Origin of the sequence: Paenibacillus harenae (genome assembly GCF_030812415.1) — a bacterium.
GTDB classification, from domain to species: Bacteria; Bacillota; Bacilli; order Paenibacillales; family Paenibacillaceae; genus Pristimantibacillus; species Pristimantibacillus harenae_A.
The window spans coordinates 1,093,731-1,108,584 of record NZ_JAUSST010000001.1 but is presented as its reverse complement, the minus strand read 5'-3'; the positions used below and the strand labels follow the sequence as shown (position 1 = coordinate 1,108,584).

The following is a 14,854-nucleotide window of genomic DNA, read 5'->3' as shown; positions in this document are numbered from 1 at the left end:
CCACCGCTAGGCGGCAAGCTGGAGGAGGGATAAACGTGAACGAACCGGCTATGGACGCTATAAGCAAGGAGGATTTGCTGGACAAGGATCGCAAGTATGTGTGGCACCATATTACGCCGCATAACGACAATCCGATGGTTGTCGTCTCCGGCGAGGGCAGTTGGATTAAGGACGTGGACGGCAATCGGTACTTGGATGGCATGTCGGGCTTATGGTGCGTGAATGTCGGGCATGGACGCGAGGAGATTGCGGAAGCGGCCGCCAAGCAAATGAAGACGATTGCCTACTCGACGCTTATCCAGGCGCATGTGCCGGCAATTAAGCTCGCCGAGAAGCTGAATGAATGGCTGGAAGGCGAGTATCGCGTTTTCTTCTCGAATTCGGGCTCGGACGCCAATGAGGTCGCCTTCAAAATCGCGCGGCAATACCATCATCAGAACGGCAAGCCGAGCAAGCATAAGTTCATCTCCCGGCATCGTGCGTATCATGGAAGCTCGCTCGGTTCGCTTGCCGCGACGGGACAGGCGCAGCGCAAGCTGAAATACGAGCCGCTTGCGGCGGGCTTCACGCATGTGCCTCCGCCTTATTGCTACCGCTGTCCATTCGGCCAGCAGGAGGGAGCATGCCGCATGCAATGCGCGGAGGCGTTCGAGGACGCGATTACGTGGGAAGGGGCGGACTCGGTTGCGGGCGTCATTATGGAGCCTGTCATTACCGGCGGCGGCATGCTTGTACCGCCGGACGGCTATATGAAGCGGGTGCAGGAAATATGCAACAAGCATGACGTGCTGCTCATCGTAGACGAAGTGATCTGCGGCTTCGGCCGATCGGGCAGGAAGTTCGGCCATCATAACTTCGGAGCGAAGCCCGATATCGTAACGATGGCGAAGGGCATGACGAGCGCCTATTCGCCGCTATCGGCAACGGCGGTGTCGGCGTGGCTGTACGACAGCTTCAAGGATACGAGCAAGGCGGACAGCCACCTGCGGCATGTCAATACGTTCGGCGGCAATCCCGTCTCCTGCGCGGTAGCTCTGGCGAACCTTGCGATTCTGGAGCGCGAAGAGCTGGTGAGCCGGTCCGCTTGGATCGGCGAGCAGTTCCGCGAGAGGCTGCAGCCTCTCGACGCTCACCCGCATGTCGGCGATATTCGCCATTTCGGTTCTGCTCTCGGGATCGAGCTGGTCGAGGATAAGCAGTCGAAGCGGCCGGCGGAAGCTTCCCTCGTCGCCTCTTATATTGCGTCATGCAAGCGGCTCGGACTGATCATTGGCAAAAATGGCGATACCGTACCCGGCTTCGCCAATGTTTTGACCATTAGCCCGCCGCTTAGCTCGACTGATGAAGACGTTGCTTTTATCGTGGATACGCTGTTGGAGGCTTTCTCGATCAGGGCGGAGGACGAGGGGAAGGTGATTGCATGACGGTCAGCGTATTTACGGGAGCGATCAATAAGGAGAGGCTGCACCGGCGAATCGAGGAATTGTCGCTTATTGGCAAGATTGGCGATACCGGCGTTTGCCGGCTTGCGCTCTCCAAAGAGGACCGCGAGGCTGTCATGCTCGTGAAGAGCTGGATGGAAGAAGCGGGGCTTGAAGCGTTTATCGATCCTTTCGGCAATTTGATCGGCGTCCTGGAAGGAGCGAATCCGGTCGCTCCGGTATTAATGCTCGGATCTCATATCGATTCGCAGCCGTACGGCGGTCGCTTCGATGGCGTCATCGGAGTGCTCGGCGCGCTCGAAGCGGTTCAGACGATGGTAGAAAGCGGCTTCGTGCCGATGATGAACATCGAGGTCGTCGCCTTCTGCGACGAGGAAGGCTGCCGATTCAACAAGGGCTTGTTCGGCGTAAGGGGAATGACCGGCAAGCTGGAAGACGGAGAGCTTGCGCGCATGGACAAAAACGGGGTAACGCGTGGAGAGGCGTTGAGACAATTCGGCTGCGACCCTGCTTTGATTGACGGCTACGAGGTGACGGCCGATCGCATCGGCGCTTTCCTCGAGCTCCATATCGAGCAAGGGCCGGTGCTCGAATCGCTGGAGCAGCCGATCGGCATCGTGAGCGGCATATCCGGACCGGTCTGGTGGACGGTCGAGATGAACGGCTTTGCCGGACATGCGGGTTCGGTGCCGATGCCGATGCGGCGGGATGCGCTGGTTGGGGCGGCCAAAGTTATTGCGGCGCTGGACGCCATTGCGCGGGAGACGCCGGGCGCGCCGACCGTTGGCACGGTAGGGTCGTTGTCGGTCTTCCCCGACTCGCGCAACATTATTCCGGAGAAGGTTTCGTTCACGGTCGACTTTAGGGACATCGACCTAAGCAGGAGGAACGGACTGGAGGCCAGGCTTCTTAAGAAGATTGACGAAGTTGCCGCCGAGCACGGGCTTACGTATTCGATTCGCGAGGATACGAAGAGCGATCCCCGTTATTGCGCGGATTGGATCAAGGAAACGCTGCGCGCCGAAGCGGATAACATGGGCATTGCGCCTCCGGAGCTAATGAGCGGGCCGTTCCATGATTCGCTTACGATGTCTTACGTATGCGATTACGGGATGATCTTCGTCAGGTGCAAGGAGGGCATTAGCCATAATCCGAAGGAGTATTCGTCGCCGGATGATATAGCGCATGGCGCGGAACTGCTGTACCTCGCGGCAAGGCGGATTGGCGGCAATGAAGGAGGGATAGAAGCATGTCGAAGGTAAAGATCGGTTTAATCCAAGCATCGAACGAGCTGCACGGCGATGAACCGGTTGCCGCCCATAAGGAAGCGGCTATCCGTAAACATACGAGGCTCGTGCGGGAGGCCGCGGCGCGTGGAGCCCGGATTATTTCGCTGCAGGAAATATTCTACGGCCCGTACTTCTGCTCGGAGCAGCAGACGAAGTGGTACGAGGCGGCGGAGGAAATTCCGTCGGGACCGACAACGAAATTGTTCCAAGAGCTCGCGAAGGAGCTTTGTGTCGTCATCGTGCTCCCAATCTATGAACGGGAAGGGATAGCGACCTATTACAATACGGCAGCGGTCATCGATGCGGACGGCTCCTATCTCGGGAAGTACCGGAAGCATCATATTCCGCATGTAGCGGCGGGCGGCGGCTCATGCGGCTTCTGGGAAAAGTATTATTTCAAGCCGGGCAATCTGGGGTATCCGGTATTCGATACGGCTTATGCCAAGATCGGCGTTTATATTTGCTATGATCGGCATTTTCCGGAAGGGGCGCGGGCGTTAGGTCTTAACGGCGCGGAGATCGTGTTCAATCCATCGGCGACGGTGGCGGGGACGAGCGAATATTTGTGGAAGCTGGAGCAGCCGGCTCATGCGGTGGCCAACGGCTACTATGTAGCTGCTATTAATCGAGTCGGCGTTGAAGCGCCATGGAATATGGGCGAGTTTTACGGCCAATCTTATTTGGTTGATCCGCGAGGTACGATCGTTGCCATCGGCAGTCGCGACAACGATGAAGTCGTGATCGGGGAGATGGACAGGGAGCTGATTCGCGAGGTGCGCAATGCGTGGCAGTTTTATCGCGATCGCAGACCGGAGACGTACGGCAATATCGTTAGCCTTTGACAAGCCCGGAGGAAAGGAGAGGATGGCATGAGCACGAAAGTTCAATCGGCTTTCATATCTGAGGAGCAATTGAAGCGGAATTTTGCCGAGGTTAAAGCAGGCATGAGGCCGAAGGAAGCGATCGAGGAATCGAACCGTTGTTTGTATTGTTACGATGCGCCATGCATCAAGGCTTGTCCAACCGGCATCAATATCCCCTCCTTTATCAAAAAGATCGCTTCCGACAATATGCTCGGGTCGGCGCGCGCCATTATGGATGCGAATCCGGTAGGCGCTACCTGTTCGCGGGTATGTCCGACGGAAGAGCTATGCGAGGGCGCTTGCGTGCTTAATCACTCGTCGAAGCCGATCATGATCGGAGATTTGCAGCGTTACGCCACCGATTGGGCGATTCGCAACGAACAGGTGTTGTTCGCGGCCGGTCGCAGCAACGGCATGACTGCCGCCATTATCGGCGGCGGGCCTGCTGGACTGTCGGCAGCTCGGGAATTGGCGCGGTTCGGCTTCGCGGTTACGATCTTCGAAGCGAAGGAGCAGGCTGGAGGCTTGGATACGTATGGCATCGTATCGTTCCGCCTGCCGCAAAGCATATCGCTCTGGGAAGCGGAGCAAGTAAAGCAGCTTGGCGTCGATATTCGGACGAATACGAAGGTCGGCGTCGATATTAGCGCCGAGCAGTTGATGGATCAATTCGATGCGGTTGTGCTCGCTATCGGGATGTCTAAAGTGCCTATGCTCGGCATCGAGGGCGAAAGTCTGAAAGGCGTATACGATGCCATTGATTTCGTGGAAGCAACCAAGACGGGGTTGTCGGCGAAATTCGCCGGCAAGAAGGTGGCGGTTATCGGAGCGGGCAATACGGCGATCGATGCGGCAACATGCTCTGTCCGGCTCGGCGCGGACGACGTGAAGATCGTTTATCGGCGGACGAGCGCGGAAATGACCGCCTACGACTTCGAATTCGAGTTCGCCAAGCAGGACGGCGTGGCGTTCAAATGGTTGACGGCGCCGACGCGCATCGTCGCCGGACAAAACGGCGAAGTCAAGGCGCTTGAATGCGTCGAAATGCGGCTAGAGGCGGATGAAAGCGATGGGCGCGCAAGGCCTGTGCCTGTTGAAGGCTCGGCTTTCCTCATGGAAGTGGACGTCGTTATAAAGGCGATCGGGCAGACTCGGCATTTGCCGCTCATCGGGCAGCTTGGCCTTGCTCATAAACGAGGTGTCGTAACCGTTGACCCGGAAACCTATCAGACTTCTAATCCGCGCGTCTATGCAGCCGGCGACGTGATTGTCGGCGAAGGGCAGCAGGGCGAGGCGATGGTCGTATCCGCGGCGCAGCAAGGGAAGCTGGCCGCCTATTCGATATACAATTCGCTGTGTGCGAGGAGGGAACGATATGGCTGATCTGAGCATCAATCTGGCAGGCATTAAGTCTCCGAATCCGTTCTGGCTGGCGTCCGCCCCGCCGACGAATACCGGGTATCAGGTGCAGCGCGCATTCGAAGCGGGTTGGGGCGGCGCGGTATGGAAGACGCTCGGCGATCCGATTATCAATACGTCGTCGCGTTTCGCGGCCGTCCACTTCAATGGACAGCGCGTTGCGGGCTTCAACAATATTGAGCTCATCACGGATAGACCGTTAGAGGTCAATCTGAAGGAAATCTACGAGACGAAGAAGCGATTTCCGAATCATGCGCTTGTTGTATCGCTAATGGTAGAACCGAAGCGGGAGAAATGGCATGAAATCGTGAAGAAGGTCGAAGCGATCGGCGTTGATGGGCTGGAGCTGAACTTCGGTTGTCCGCATGGGATGGCGGAGCGCGGCATGGGCTCGGCTTCCGGCCAGCAGCCGGACCTTGTCGAAGCGCAGACGATGTGGGCCAAGGAAGCGGCGCAGACGCCGGTTATCGTGAAGCTTACGCCTAACATTACGGATATTACGGCAACGGCGAAGGCGGCAGCGAGAGGCGGGGCGGACGCCATATCGCTGATTAATACGATCAATTCGCTTGCCGGTGTGGATATCGATACGTGGAATACGATTCCGCATGTCGCCGGCAAAGGGGCGCATGGCGGGTACTGCGGTCCTGCGGTGAAGCCGATCGCGCTCAACATGGTGGCGGAGTGCGCCCGCAATCCGCAGGTCGGCATTCCGATCTCGGGCATCGGCGGCGTTTCCAATTGGCGCGATGCGGTTGAATTTCTGCTGATGGGAGCAACGGGCGTGCAAGTATGTACGGCGGCGATGCATCACGGCTTCAGCATCGTCGAGGATATGATCGACGGACTGAACAATTACTTGGACGGCAAGGGGCTTGCTTCCGTTACCGAGCTGATCGGCAAGTCGGTGCAGCGCTTCTCCGATTGGGGCGACCTTGACCTGAATTATGCGGTTGTCGCGCGTATTGAGAAAGACAATTGCATCGTATGCAACAAATGCCATATCGCTTGCGAGGACGCTTCGCATCAATGCATCGAGCGGCATACGGATGAGAACGGCGTCGCCTATCTAAAGGTGCGCGAGGAGGATTGCGTCGGCTGCAACCTATGCTCCATCGTATGCCCGGTCGAGGATGCGATTACGATGGTCGAAGTGCCTTCGTCGGAAATGCCGATGAGCTGGAATCAGCGACAGAAGGCGATCAGCGCCCTTGGGGGAAGCAAGGATGATGCAGGCGGTTCGAATAAGAAGGAGGCGGTGTAGAAGATGACTTCCAAATGGATCAAAGGCGGAACAATCGTAACGGCTGCCGACACCTATCGTGCCGATCTGCTTATTAAGGAAGGCATCATCGCGAAAATCGGCATCGATCTATCCGCCGAGGCGGAGGCGGAAGGCGCTGAAGCTGTCGATGCTGCCGGCAAGCTTGTATTCCCGGGCGGGGTAGACCCGCATACGCATCTCGATATGCCGTTCGGCGGAACGGTGACGGCAGACGACTTCGCGACGGGGACGAGGGCGGCCGCTTTCGGCGGAACGACGACGGTTATCGACTTCTGCTTAACGACCAAAGGCAAACCGCTGGCTGAATCGATCGCGACTTGGCATCGCAAAGCTAGCGGCAAAGCGGTTATCGATTACGGCTTCCATCTCATGATCGGCGAGATCAATGATGAGGTGCTGGCGGAGCTTCCGGCCGTGGTGAACGACGAAGGCATTACGTCGCTTAAAGTATTCATGGCTTACAAGAATGTGTTCCAAGCCGATGACGGCACGCTGTTCCGTACGATGCTGGCTGCCAAAGACCTCGGCGCGATGGTGATGGTGCATGCGGAGAATGGCGATGTTATTGATTTTCTCATTCGGCAAGCATTAGAGGCCGGTCATACCGACCCGATCTATCATGCTCGCACAAGGCCTTCCATTATCGAGGGCGAAGCGACTGGCCGAGCGGCGAATCTCGCGGAGCTTGCCGGAGCGAGATTGTATGTCGTGCATGTCACTTGCGAAGAAGCGGTGAGGCAGATCGCGGAGGCAAGGAGCCGCGGCGTCGACGTATGGGGGGAAACTTGCCCGCAATACTTGACGCTCGATGAAACGTACTTGGCCCGGCCGGGCTTCGAGGGAGCGAAGTACGTATGGTCGCCGCCGCTGCGCGAGCAGAGGCATCAAGAGGTGTTATGGAATGCGTTGAAAAGCGGGCAACTGCAGACGATCGGCTCCGATCATTGCTCCTTCAACTATGACGGACAGAAGGATCTCGGACTCGGCGACTTTAGCAAAATACCGAATGGCGGCCCGGTCATCGAGGACCGTTTCTCCATCCTGTACTCGGAGGGCGTTGCCAAAGGCCGCATTACGCTTAATCAATTCGTGGAGATGGTGGCGACACGGAACGCCAAGCTGTTTGGCTTGTTCCCGCAGAAGGGGACAATAGCCGTCGGCAGCGACGCGGACATTGTTATTTTTGACCCCTCGGCGGAAAGAACGCTATCGGCGCAGTCGCATCATATGAACGTAGACTATAACCCGTTCGAAGGAATGAGCATAACCGGCGTGCCGCTTAGCGTGCTGTCCAGAGGCGAATACGTCATTCGCGATCGGCAATTCGCAGGCGAGCTTGGAACGGGGCGATACTTAAAGCGTTCGCCTTACACGGCGAGCTCAGGCGAAGCGCCTGATCGTACCGCAGCTAGCGCAAAGTCGTAAGTGAAGCTCTTGGAGGTGTACGTGCAATGACAGCATACCAACAATTCAAGGAAGAGAAGCTGAAGATCGACGATTTCATCGAGCGGCGCTACAAAATCGCAGAAGTAAAGGAAGATCTGAACGGCGCGTCGGTAGTGATGGAGCATCCAGGCGGCGAGCGGACTGCTATTCAAATTTTGACGGCTGATGCAAGAAAGTATCTGGTCAATGCCATTATTAAGCAAATCAACGCTTCCTAACGAATCCGCCCATGAATATATTCATATGCGCGAAGTGCAATCTCGATCGTAAGCCGCTTCTCCGGATCGTCGGCGAAGTCGCTTCCAAGCAGCGCTTCGAGTTTCTCTAACCGATGATAAAGCGTTTGGCGCGCAATGAGCAGCGCCTTAGCCGTATCCTGCTTGGAGCCCGACAGCGACAAATAAACGGAGAGCGTCTGCAGCAATTGGCCGTTGCGATCCTTGTCGCTCGCGGCGACAGGCCCGATAAATTGCTCGGCCAGCGCATGAAGCGTCCCGGCATTCTTCAGGACGAACATGATTTTGTGCAGGTGCAGGTCTTGATAGAAAGGTGACGCAAGCGGACCTACATCTCTCTGAATAGCGTTCACTTCTTTGGCCGATGCATAGCTTTCGTGGAGTTGGCTCAGCTTTGTCGTATAGCAGCCGATTGACAGGCTTGACGCGAAGAGTGCCTTCTCATGAAGCTGCTCCGTTCTGCGCAACCGCTCGATTGCGCGAAGAAGCCGCTCCTTATGCTTGATCTCGCCAAGCTGATCGAGCGCGATGAAGACGATATGGTCGCTATGGAGCAGCGGCAGAAGCACATACCCTTCTCCCTCGAAAATCGCGCGGGCGACCATATGCTTCTGAATGAGCAGCGAACCGTCGTCCTTCTGGGCTTCGCGCTTCGCATCGGCATCGAGATCGAATAGGCAAACGGTAACGCCTCCCAGCTTGGCAGATGGCTTCAATACCTGAATATATTCGAGCACTTCTTGCTCGGAATGCTTCCCGCCGAGCCAGTCGACCGCCCACAGATCCTCTTTATGCCTGCGGCGCTCCTCCATATATTTGGTTCGCATCATTTCCTGGGCAATGGCTGTCGCACAGCGGTCGAGCGCTAGAATTTGAAATTCGCTCAGCTCGGTTTTACCCTGCAGCAGCAAGTCCGCGAACAGATGGTCGAGCGCTAATATGGGACGATGCGCAATGGTGATCTTCCATTCCGGCGTTGCGAACATTTTGCCATAGATCCATTGCTCGTAGAAGCTTCCGGCCTTGGCCCGCGGCATATGCGGAACGAACTGGGCTTCCGCTCCGAGCGGAAAGAAGGCTACCTGAGCGCCTGTCGTTTGGTGAAGAAGACGGAGGAGAGACATCATCCCTTTGCCGGAGAGCAGCAGTTGGTTGAGCTCGGTCGACAGCGACTCAAGCCGCGACACCATCTGATGATGCTGGTTGATGAAGTAGGCGTGCAAGTCTTGCGTAATATCGATATAACGGACTTCTTCGTGGAAAAAAACAAGCGGAAAGTGCTCGCTCTCCGCGAGCTGCTTCATTCTCTCGATCGGCTGCTTCGCATACGTGCCAAGCTCGATGCATAACCCGGAAGCGCCGCTGTCGATCAGTTGGCGCAGGAAGGAGACGCTAAGCTCCTCATCGTCATGCCAGCCGATGCCCGTGCTAAGAATGAGCTCGTGTCCGTTCAGCAGATGGCCGACCTGCGTAACTTCCATAATGTGGACCCACCGGACGGAACGCAACAAAGCTTCGGGGCTGGCGATAGCTTCCGCTCTAGCGAATAAAGGCCGCTTCAATATATCCCCCACCGTCATTTGCAGCATCGTGTTCACCATCGGCCGTCACCGCCAATCTATTATTATCGGAATAATCTGATAGTTAAATTCCTCTCATTATACTAAATGTCTATTTTATTGGAAAATATTTATTAGCTTGGCTTAGGAGATGAGAGCAATGGCCATAGAGTCGATATCGCAGCAGACCCATACAAGCCAGAACCGCTTGCGCAACTTCGTGAATGGCGCATGGGTCGAATCGGAGAGTCGGCTGACGGAGCGCGTGTATAACCCCGCAACCGGAGAGACGATCGCTTACGTGCCGCTGTCGGTCGAATCCGACGTGAAGGGAGCTGTGAGAGCGGCGGCAGAGGCGTTCCCGGCATGGAGCAGGACGCCGGTGCCGCGTCGCGCGCGTGTCCTGTTCCGTTACTGGCAGCTGCTGCAGCAGCATGCGGAGGAATTGGCCGAAATCATAACGACGGAAAATGGCAAAAGCTACAAGGAAGCGCTTGGCGAAGTGCAGCGCGGCATCGAGAACGTCGAATTCGCCGCGGGCGCTCCGACGCATATGATGGGGCGCACGCTGGCGAATATCGCCACCGATCTTGATTCGGAGCTGTTCCGAGTACCGGTCGGCGTCGTCGCCGGCATCACGCCGTTCAACTTCCCGATGATGGTGCCATGCTGGATGTTCCCGCTGGCGATTGCGCTTGGCAATACGTTCGTGCTTAAGCCGTCGGAGCGCACGCCGCTTACGGCGAACCGGCTTGCCGAGCTGTTCCATGAAGCGGGACTGCCGGAGGGCGTACTGGGTGTCGTACACGGCGCTCATGAGGTCGTTAATGGATTGACGAGCCATCCGGACGTTAAGGCGGTATCCTTCGTTGGCTCGCAGCCGGTCGCCAAGTATGTGTATGAGCGCTCGTCATCCTTCGGCAAGAGGGTGCAGGCGCTGGCCGGCGCCAAAAACATCCATATCGTCATGCCGGACGCCCATATCCCGAAGACCGTCGAAAATATTATCGCCTCCTCCTTCGGCAGCGCAGGCGAGCGATGCATGGCTTGCTCTGCTGTCGTTGTCGTCGGCGAAGGAGAAGCATTCATGACTGCGCTGCAGACAGCGGCTTCCGGCATGGTGATCGGAAGCGGGCTTAGAGAAGATGTCACGCTAACGCCTGTCATACGCAAGGAACACCGAACGCGGATTGAAGGTTATATTGCCCAGGGGGAAGCCGAAGGGGCGAAGCTGCTGCTGGATGGCAGAATCTCGGAGGTACGCGGTCAAGACGGCTTCTTCCTTGGTCCGACCCTATTCGACGAGGTGAAGCCGGAGATGACGATAGCGAGGGAGGAAATATTCGGCCCGGTGCTGTCTGTTCTGCGAGCGGCGAGCCTCGATGACGCCATCGCGATTGTGAACAGCTCGCGATTCGGCAATTCGGCTGTCATTTATACCGAAAATGCAAAGGCGGTACGGCAATTCCGCGAAGAGGCGGAGGCTGGGATGCTCGGAGTTAACGTCGGAGTGCCTGCCCCGATGGCTTTTTTCCCGTTCTCGGGATGGAAGGATTCCTTCTATGGCGATTTGCATGCGAACGGCGGAGACGGCATTGAATTTTATACGAAGAAAAAAATGATAACGTCGAGGTATTTCTAAAGAAGATAGCGCACGAGAGGAGGACTCCGGCATGGAGATCGGCATTCCGAAGGAAGTGAAAAACGGGGAACATCGGGTCGCCATCGCGCCAAGCGGCGTCCACGAGTTCATTCGCCTCGGGCATCAAGTTTTCATTGAGCGCGGGGCAGGGGAAGGCTCCGGCATCATCGACGATCAGTTTGCCGCAGCTGGCGCGGTGATTGTGCCTTATTCCGAGGATGCATGGTGCAGGGAGCTCGTTCTGAAAGTAAAGGAACCGATGCTTGAGGAATATGCTTTTTTTCATGAGAAATTGAAGCTGTTCACTTATTTGCATTTGGCGGCCGAGCCTGCGCTCACGGAAGCTCTCGTAAAGGGAAAGGTAACCGCTATCGCCTATGAGACCGTACAGCTTGCAAGCGGAGGATTGCCTCTCCTGACGCCGATGAGCGATATTGCGGGCAGAATGGCCGCACAGCTTGGCGCGCAGTTTCTGGAGAAGCCGCACGGCGGCAAAGGTCTTCTTCTCGGCGGTATCCCAGGCGTCAAGAAAGGGAAGGTAACGATCATCGGAGGAGGCGTTGTCGGAACGGGCGCGGCACAGATCGCCCTTGGGCTTGGAGCGGAGGTGACGATACTCGATACCGATCTGAACCGGCTTCGCTACTTGGATGAACGGTTCGGCGGAAGATTGCGGACGTTAGCGTCGGGCTCGCGGCAAGTCGCGGAGGCAGTAGCGGAAGCCGATCTCGTTATCGGAGCCGTGCTGATTCCGGGGGCGCGCGCGCCGAGACTCGTAGGCGAGGATGCCGTGCGCGCGATGGGGAGAGGTTCGGTCATCTTAGACGTCGCGATTGACCAAGGCGGCATCTTCGAGACCATCGACCGCATAACGACGCATGATGCTCCCGTGTTCGAGCGGCATGGCGTGCTCCATTATGCGGTGGCCAACATTCCGGGCGCCGTGCCGCAGACGGCGACGGCCGCGCTTACGAATGCGACATTGCCTTATGCGTTGGAGCTTGCAACGAAAGGGGCAAGGGCGGCTCTGCTAGGCAATGCCGCCCTCGGTCTGGGCGTGAATGCCATGTCTGGCCGTATCACGCATGAAGCGGTAGCTGCAGCGCATGGGTTAGCGTATACGCCGCTTCAGCAATGTCTGGAATCGGTATCGGCATAGCTTCTGAAGGCGCAGCAGCTCTCTGCGGATCTACGCCGAATGCTAGAGTATTTCGTTGCGTTTCGTTAACATGCGGTAAAGAATGAACGAAACGATCGAGCACAGCAGCGCGCACGCGCCAATGAACAAATAACCCGCTTGGAGGCCAGCGATCAGACTGGCCTCTTCGTCATGTCCGGAACCGAACAGCCGCTTGATGAATAGTTTTCGCAAACTCGTGACTACAGTCATGAGTTAGAAAACTTCGGATAGGGCGTGGCCCTGTGCCGCGTTAACTATCCGATACATGTCTAGGAAACGGGAATACGCAATACTTCATACCGAACATACGTGCTATAATTCATGTATATTCCAACATGCAAGGAGGCCGCGTTCGCCATGCTTCATCACAAAGCTTACCAATTCCGCATTTACCCCACGCCAGAACAAGCAATACTCATTAACAAGACGATTGGATGCGCTCGATTTGTGTTTAATCGTTTTCTAGCCCTATGGAATGACACATACAAAGAGACAGGAAAAGGCCTAACTTATGGTACATGTTCTGCTGAACTCACAAAACTAAAAAAAGAAGTAGACTGGTTGAAAGAGCCGGACAAATTTTCTTTACAAAATGCACTGAGGAATTTGAGTGACGCATACCATCGCTTTTTCAAAAAACAAAACGATGCGCCTAAGTTTAAGAGTAAAAAGAATTCGGTACAGTCTTACCAAACCAACTACACGAATGGAAATATAGAAATTGCAGATAATCAGATCAAGTTACCTAAACTTGGATTTGTGAAATTTGCTAAAAGCCGTGAAGTTGAAGGACGTATCCTGAACGCTACGATTAGACGAAATCCAAGCGGCAAATACTTTGTATCTGTGCTTGCAGAAGCGGGCATCCATGAGTTGCCCAAAACAGGCAAAGAAGTTGGGATCGATGTTGGCTTGAAAGATTTTGCAATTCTATCCAATGGCGTAGTCGCCCGCAACCCTAAATTCTTTCGCAGACTGGAAGAGAAACTGGCAAGGGCACAGCGTAAACTTTCGCGCATGATGAAAGGCAGCAGCAATTGGAACAAGCAACGTATCAAAATAGCGCTTATTCACGAGAAAATCACGAATGCTCGTACGGACTACTTGCAAAAGATTTCAACGCATATTGTCAAAAACCACGACATCATTGCGATTGAAGATTTACAGGTAGCCAATATGGTCAAGAATCATAAGTTAGCCAAGGCAATTAGCGAGGTTTCCTGGTCGATGTTTCGCTCCATGCTAGAATACAAAGCGAAGTGGTATGGTCGCATAGTCGTGGCTGTGGGTAAAACATTCGCATCATCGCAGCTATGCTCGTGCTGTGGCTATAAGCACAAAGAGGTAAAGGACTTAAAGTTGCGTGAATGGGACTGCCCAGAATGTGGAGCGCACCACGACCGAGACTTTAACGCAAGCCTGAACATTCTTGCCGAAGGCAAAAGACTTCTTGCTGTGTAATCCTTACACGAACTGTCGGAACGACAGGGTTAGCTTGGTAAATTTCTCTTCGTTAGAAGGGACTACCCAAGAATCTCGTGACTTTAGTCATGAGAGGTTCAATAGGTCAATGATCGCTCGATCGCGAAGTTGCCGATGACGCTGGCAATGCCCATTAAAGTGACGGTGAATGTAATGGCCGTATCGGCGTTGTTCTTGTATCTGCGCACGAGCAGCGCCATAACGGTTGGATAGACAGGCGCAAAGCCTACGCCCGCCAGCGTGAACAGAATGGCGCCCGGATCGCCGACGATAATGGCTGCAACCGAGCAAAGGCCGGATGCGGCAGACAGATAGATAAGCGATTTCGTATAGCCGATTTTGTCCGTAACCGGTCCGAGGAACAGACGGGCCAGCATGAAGCAGTGGTAGAACGCAGACAGCATGCGCGCTGACGCTTCGTTGCTCCAGCCATATGCTTTCTCCAGAAAGTTGACGAGCCAACCGCCGACGGCCAGCTCAGAAATGACGCCATGTGAAAGAACGGCAATAATGATCCAGGCAATCGGATCCTTAACGTCGTATTGCTTTAGTGAAATGCGTTCCTCCTGCTTGCGCTCTTCAGTCGGGAATTTGGCCAGGATTGCAGGCAGTATTGGGAGAACGGACAACGCCAGCATAAGCGCGTACATCCCGAGCCACCCAAGCTCCGAGCCGAACAGCGAAACCCCCATGAGAGAGGCGGCCAGCATCGGCACGATCATCGAGCTGAGTCCATAGAAAAAATGGGCGAGGTTCATCATCGTACCGGTGTTTTTGACGAAAATGCGCGCGGCCGGCAAGGCAAGACCAATTTCCAGTATCCCGTTGCCGGCATACATGAGAAAATAAGAGACGGATATGGCGGCGTAATTGGACGCGATATAAATGAAAATGCCCGACACCGCCATGGAGCCGAGCGCAAGCATCGTCGTCAGCTTCATGCCCGCCTTGCGGGGCAGCCATCCGGTGAAGCTGCAGGCGAGCAGCATGCCGATCTGAAGCTCGTTTGAA

General features: G+C 55.6%; 13 protein-coding genes. 10 read left to right on the top strand and 3 right to left on the bottom strand.

The features are described from left to right. Positions 1-50 precede the first annotated feature (50 nt). The 7 genes from J2T14_RS05175 to J2T14_RS05145 are packed head-to-tail and all read left to right on the top strand — an operon-like array spanning position 51 to position 7,962. Entirely contained in the window at positions 51-1,424 is a 1,374-nt protein-coding gene (locus J2T14_RS05175; RefSeq protein WP_307468601.1) for an aspartate aminotransferase family protein, read from the top strand. Next, entirely contained in the window at positions 1,421-2,704 is a 1,284-nt protein-coding gene (locus J2T14_RS05170) for a M20 family metallo-hydrolase (RefSeq protein WP_307468488.1), read from the top strand. Before J2T14_RS05175 ends, J2T14_RS05170 begins: the two co-directional genes overlap by 4 nt. Continuing rightward, positions 2,692-3,573, top strand: a complete 882-nt coding sequence (locus tag J2T14_RS05165) for a nitrilase-related carbon-nitrogen hydrolase (protein ID WP_307468486.1) — start codon at positions 2,692-2,694, stop codon at positions 3,571-3,573. Before J2T14_RS05170 ends, J2T14_RS05165 begins: the two co-directional genes overlap by 13 nt. Positions 3,574-3,600: 27 nt before the next feature. Continuing rightward, on the top strand, positions 3,601-4,977 hold the full coding sequence (locus J2T14_RS05160) for an NAD(P)-dependent oxidoreductase (RefSeq protein WP_307468484.1): 1,377 nt from the start codon (positions 3,601-3,603) through the stop codon (positions 4,975-4,977). Further along, positions 4,970-6,277, top strand: coding sequence for an NAD-dependent dihydropyrimidine dehydrogenase subunit PreA (gene preA, locus J2T14_RS05155; RefSeq protein WP_307468482.1), 1,308 nt, complete (start codon positions 4,970-4,972; stop codon positions 6,275-6,277). The genes J2T14_RS05160 and preA overlap by 8 nt, the downstream gene beginning before the upstream one ends. Positions 6,278-6,280: 3 nt before the next feature. Beyond that, positions 6,281-7,723 carry a dihydropyrimidinase gene (gene hydA, locus J2T14_RS05150; RefSeq protein WP_307205779.1) on the top strand — a complete coding sequence of 481 codons (1,443 nt, stop codon included), beginning with the start codon at positions 6,281-6,283 and terminating at the stop codon, positions 7,721-7,723. 26 nt (positions 7,724-7,749) lie between these two features. Next, complete coding sequence (locus tag J2T14_RS05145) at positions 7,750-7,962, top strand: hypothetical protein (protein WP_307205778.1); 213 nt, start codon at positions 7,750-7,752, stop codon at positions 7,960-7,962. On the opposite strand, the gene J2T14_RS05140 is transcribed toward J2T14_RS05145, so the two are convergent. Then, positions 7,959-9,581: a PucR family transcriptional regulator gene (locus J2T14_RS05140; RefSeq protein ID WP_307468479.1), complete on the bottom strand. Its 1,623-nt coding sequence runs from the start codon at positions 9,579-9,581 to the stop codon at positions 7,959-7,961. The genes J2T14_RS05145 and J2T14_RS05140 overlap by 4 nt on opposite strands. A gap of 118 nt (positions 9,582-9,699) precedes the next feature. On the opposite strand from J2T14_RS05140, the gene J2T14_RS05135 reads away from it, so the two are divergent. Both J2T14_RS05135 and ald read left to right on the top strand, forming a co-directional pair. Beyond that, positions 9,700-11,181, top strand: a complete 1,482-nt coding sequence (locus J2T14_RS05135) for a CoA-acylating methylmalonate-semialdehyde dehydrogenase (RefSeq protein WP_307468477.1) — start codon at positions 9,700-9,702, stop codon at positions 11,179-11,181. A gap of 31 nt (positions 11,182-11,212) precedes the next feature. Beyond that, on the top strand, positions 11,213-12,340 hold the full coding sequence (gene ald, locus J2T14_RS05130) for an alanine dehydrogenase (protein ID WP_307205774.1): 1,128 nt from the start codon (positions 11,213-11,215) through the stop codon (positions 12,338-12,340). A gap of 42 nt (positions 12,341-12,382) precedes the next feature. Here ald and J2T14_RS05125 read toward each other — a convergent pair whose 3' ends face one another. After that, complete coding sequence (locus J2T14_RS05125; RefSeq protein WP_307468475.1) at positions 12,383-12,571, bottom strand: hypothetical protein; 189 nt, start codon at positions 12,569-12,571, stop codon at positions 12,383-12,385. Positions 12,572-12,718: 147 nt separating this feature from the next. On the opposite strand from J2T14_RS05125, the gene tnpB reads away from it, so the two are divergent. Beyond that, positions 12,719-13,822 carry an IS200/IS605 family element RNA-guided endonuclease TnpB gene (gene tnpB, locus J2T14_RS05120; protein WP_307468473.1) on the top strand — a complete coding sequence of 368 codons (1,104 nt, stop codon included), beginning with the start codon at positions 12,719-12,721 and terminating at the stop codon, positions 13,820-13,822. A gap of 98 nt (positions 13,823-13,920) precedes the next feature. Here the strand turns inward: tnpB and J2T14_RS05115 are convergent, their stop codons facing one another. Next, positions 13,921-14,832: an MFS transporter gene (locus tag J2T14_RS05115; RefSeq protein WP_307468472.1), complete on the bottom strand. Its 912-nt coding sequence runs from the start codon at positions 14,830-14,832 to the stop codon at positions 13,921-13,923. Positions 14,833-14,854 lie beyond the last annotated feature (22 nt).

Excerpts from the sequence above, each read along its gene's own strand:
- J2T14_RS05160 (WP_307468484.1), top strand. The coding sequence starts at position 3,601 with ATGAGCACGAAAGTTCAATCGGCTTTCATATCTGAGGAGCAATTGAAG.
- ald (WP_307205774.1), top strand. The coding sequence starts at position 11,213 with ATGGAGATCGGCATTCCGAAGGAAGTGAAAAACGGGGAACATCGGGTC.
- J2T14_RS05115 (WP_307468472.1), bottom strand. The coding sequence starts at position 14,832 with ATGCTGCTCGCCTGCAGCTTCACCGGATGGCTGCCCCGCAAGGCGGGC.
- J2T14_RS05140 (WP_307468479.1), bottom strand. The coding sequence starts at position 9,581 with ATGGTGAACACGATGCTGCAAATGACGGTGGGGGATATATTGAAGCGG.
- tnpB (WP_307468473.1), top strand. The coding sequence starts at position 12,719 with ATGCTTCATCACAAAGCTTACCAATTCCGCATTTACCCCACGCCAGAA.
- J2T14_RS05125 (WP_307468475.1), bottom strand. The coding sequence starts at position 12,571 with ATGACTGTAGTCACGAGTTTGCGAAAACTATTCATCAAGCGGCTGTTC.
- J2T14_RS05165 (WP_307468486.1), top strand. The coding sequence starts at position 2,692 with ATGTCGAAGGTAAAGATCGGTTTAATCCAAGCATCGAACGAGCTGCAC.
- J2T14_RS05175 (WP_307468601.1), top strand. The coding sequence starts at position 51 with ATGGACGCTATAAGCAAGGAGGATTTGCTGGACAAGGATCGCAAGTAT.
- J2T14_RS05135 (WP_307468477.1), top strand. The coding sequence starts at position 9,700 with ATGGCCATAGAGTCGATATCGCAGCAGACCCATACAAGCCAGAACCGC.
- J2T14_RS05145 (WP_307205778.1), top strand. The coding sequence starts at position 7,750 with ATGACAGCATACCAACAATTCAAGGAAGAGAAGCTGAAGATCGACGAT.
- preA (WP_307468482.1), top strand. The coding sequence starts at position 4,970 with ATGGCTGATCTGAGCATCAATCTGGCAGGCATTAAGTCTCCGAATCCG.
- J2T14_RS05170 (WP_307468488.1), top strand. The coding sequence starts at position 1,421 with ATGACGGTCAGCGTATTTACGGGAGCGATCAATAAGGAGAGGCTGCAC.
- hydA (WP_307205779.1), top strand. The coding sequence starts at position 6,281 with ATGACTTCCAAATGGATCAAAGGCGGAACAATCGTAACGGCTGCCGAC.